Origin of the sequence: Bifidobacterium sp. (genome assembly GCF_051876855.1) — a bacterium.
Lineage (GTDB): Bacteria > Actinomycetota > Actinomycetes > Actinomycetales > Bifidobacteriaceae > Bifidobacterium.
The window spans coordinates 1-3,027 of sequence record NZ_JBJEIH010000023.1 but is presented as its reverse complement, the minus strand read 5'-3'; the positions used below and the strand labels follow the sequence as shown (position 1 = coordinate 3,027).

Annotated in this window: 1 protein-coding gene and 1 pseudogene; both read right to left on the bottom strand. The window is 62.0% G+C overall.

Annotated elements, in window-relative coordinates:
• Positions 1–411: pseudogene (locus tag ACI38B_RS01790) on the bottom strand (hypothetical protein); the annotation flags it as partial.
• A gap of 215 nt (positions 412–626) precedes the next feature.
• On the bottom strand, positions 627–3,027 hold a 2,401-nt coding region (gene mfd / locus ACI38B_RS01785), incomplete at its 5' end, for a transcription-repair coupling factor (RefSeq protein WP_439729270.1).

Here is a 3,027-nt window from a genome sequence, read left to right as displayed (position 1 = left end):
GGAAACGCTGGAATCGGCGGAAGCGTTGAAACCGGCGTCAGCAGCGCAGCCCTGTGCATCGTCTGTGTCGCGATTGTCTGACGCATGTTGCGCGGCGATGGTCGCGCGGGCGACGGATTTCGCCTTCCACACGTCGATGACGCGTTCCATGCAGGCGATCATTTCGGGGAATTCGACGTCTTCGGTCAGAGTGAGCGCGAGCCGGTCAACGTACCAGCCCTCGGCGGCGAGCGCCTGCGACGCCCAGTACAGCAGCGGGCGATCGACGGTGTAGCCGATGCCCGGCATGATTAGCGCATGCTTGACGGCTTCCTCTGGTTTGACGCGGTTCTTGCCCCACGGGGTAAGCGCAGGGATGACGTTGCGCCATTCGTTCATGGATGGCGTGGTGCTCTTCGTATTGTGTTTCATGGCGCTTCCAGCTTCGCGCGACGCTTCGACAGCGGCGGCGTTCTGTGACGGCCGGCTCCTATGACCATCCGCTATCCGCGATGTGATGCGACCGGCCAATAACACAACAGGCCGGTACCGCACGCTCAGGGGCATCTTCCCCTGCCATCACGTCAGCACGCAACCGCCCAGTCACACCACAGGCTCAACCAATCGCACCGGACGAGCCCGGTCAATCACTTGCCGGCCGCCCGGGGCTTCCATTGCAGGTCGTCGAGCAGCTGGTTGGTCCAGGCAATCACTTGGTCGCCGGGCATGGGGCCCGAGCCAAGCGAACCGGCGAACGGCGCCGGAATCGTCAACGTGCGGGTGAGCGGCCGGTACTGGGCTCCCGGGTAGATGCGCTGCAGACGCATCATCAGGGATTCCGCCGGCTCAATCCCACGAATACGCACGTTCCGTCCCTGGGCGATGATTTCGGTGATACCAAGATCTCGCGCTTTGTTCCGCAGTCTGGCCACGGCGAACAGCGAATCCAGCTCTACTGGAGGCTTGCCGTAGCGGTCGGTCAGCTCGTCGCGCACATCGTCGAGATCCTGTTCGCTCCTCGCCGAGGCGAGCTTGCGATACGCCTCAAGCCGCAGCTTGTCGGAATCGATGTAATCCACCGGAATCGACGCCTCGATCGGCAAATCGATGCTGACGGCTACCGATTCCTTGCGCTCAGGCTCCTTGTACTCTTCTACCGCCTGCGAAACCATGCGCACGTACAGGTCGAAACCGACGCCCTCGATATGTCCGCTCTGCTCGTCGCCCAGCAAATTGCCGGTGCCACGCAACTCGAGATCTTTCATCGCCACATCAAAGCCCGACCCAAGCGACGTGTTCTGCGCGATGGTCGCGAGACGGTCGTGCGACTGCTGGGTCATCGGCTTGGACGGGTCATACAGGAAGTACGCGTACGCGCGTTCCCGTCCTCGGCCGACACGACCACGCAGCTGATGCAGCTGGCTTAATCCGAAACGGTCGGCATGGTCGACGATCAGCGTGTTCGCGTTCGATATATCCAGCCCGGTCTCGATGATTGTCGTGCATACGAGCACGTCGATATCGCGATGCCAGAAATCGCGGATGATTGCGTCGAGTTGTTTCTCCCCCATCTTGCCGTGCGCGACGCCGATTTTCGCCTCGGGCACCAGCTGGTGGATCTTGTCTGCCGTGGCACTGATGGAGTCAACGCGGTTATGCACGTAGAATACCTGGCCGCCGCGCAACAGCTCGCGCCTGATGGCCGCCGTGACCTGCGCGTCCTCGTATGGGCCGACATACGTGAGCACGGGCAGACGGTCCTCAGGCGGGGTGGCGAGCGTGGACATCTCGCGGATGCCGGTCACCGCCATTTCCAAGGTGCGCGGAATCGGCGTCGCTGACAGGGACAAGACGTCGACGTTCGTGCGCAGCGCTTTGAGCGTTTCCTTATGCTCGACGCCGAACCGCTGCTCCTCGTCGATGATCAACAACCCGAGATCCTTGAACTTGATTTTCGGGTTAAGCAGCTTATGCGTGCCGATGACGACATCGACCGACCCGTCTTCCAGACCTTTGATGGTCTGCTTGATTTCCTTGGGACTTTGGAAGCGGCTCATCGCAGCGACATCCACCGGGAAGCCCGAGTAACGTTCCGTAAACGTCTCGTAATGCTGTTGCACGAGCAACGTGGTCGGCACGAGGACCGCCACCTGCTTACCGTCCTGGATGGCTTTGAAGGCGGCTCGCACCGCAATCTCAGTCTTGCCGAAGCCGACATCACCGCAGATCAGACGGTCCATCGGCACCGGTTTCTCCATATCGGCCTTGACCTCGTCGATGGTGGTCAGCTGGTCAGGGGTCTCCTGATACGGGAAGGCGTCCTCGAGTTCCTTCTGCCACGGGGTATCCGGGCTGAACGCGAAACCTTTGGTGCGTTGGCGGGCCGAATACAGGCGTACGAGGTCCTGGGCGATCTCGTGCACATGCTTGCGGGCTTTCGCCTTGGTCTGCGCCCAGTCGGAGCCGCCGAGTTTGTTGAGTTTGGGGGCGTCCGAACCGATGTATTTGCTGACCTGGTCAAGCTGGTCGGTGGGAATGTACAGTTTGTCGGCGGGGGCGTTGCGTTTACTGGGCGCGTATTCGACGACCAGGTATTCCCTCGTCGTTTTCGCGCCGGCAGGGCCGATTTGGCGCTGCTGCATACCGGTGTACCGCCCGATGCCGTGCTGCTCATGAACCACGTAATCGCCGGGTTTGAGCTCCATCAGGTCGATGGCCTTGCGCCGGCGCTTCGGTGTCTTTGTTTGCCCGACGGCGCTGGAACGGCCGGTCAGGTCGCGTTCGGTGAGCAAGGCGATTCGCGCGTCCCGGTCCACGAACCCGTCGACGGCGCGCGAACGCAATACGCCGAAGCGCGTGATGCCGGTCTCGTTGACGGCTCGTTTGAGTCTGGCGAGCGTTCCTTGGGCTCCGGCGGTGATGGCCACGACGAATCCGGCGTCAATCAGCCCTTCAATACCGGTGGCGGCTTTCGACTCATCACCCCGGTATTCCTGCGGGGAGCTTGCGCCGATGCGCACATTGCCCGGCAGGCCTGGGTCCACGCCG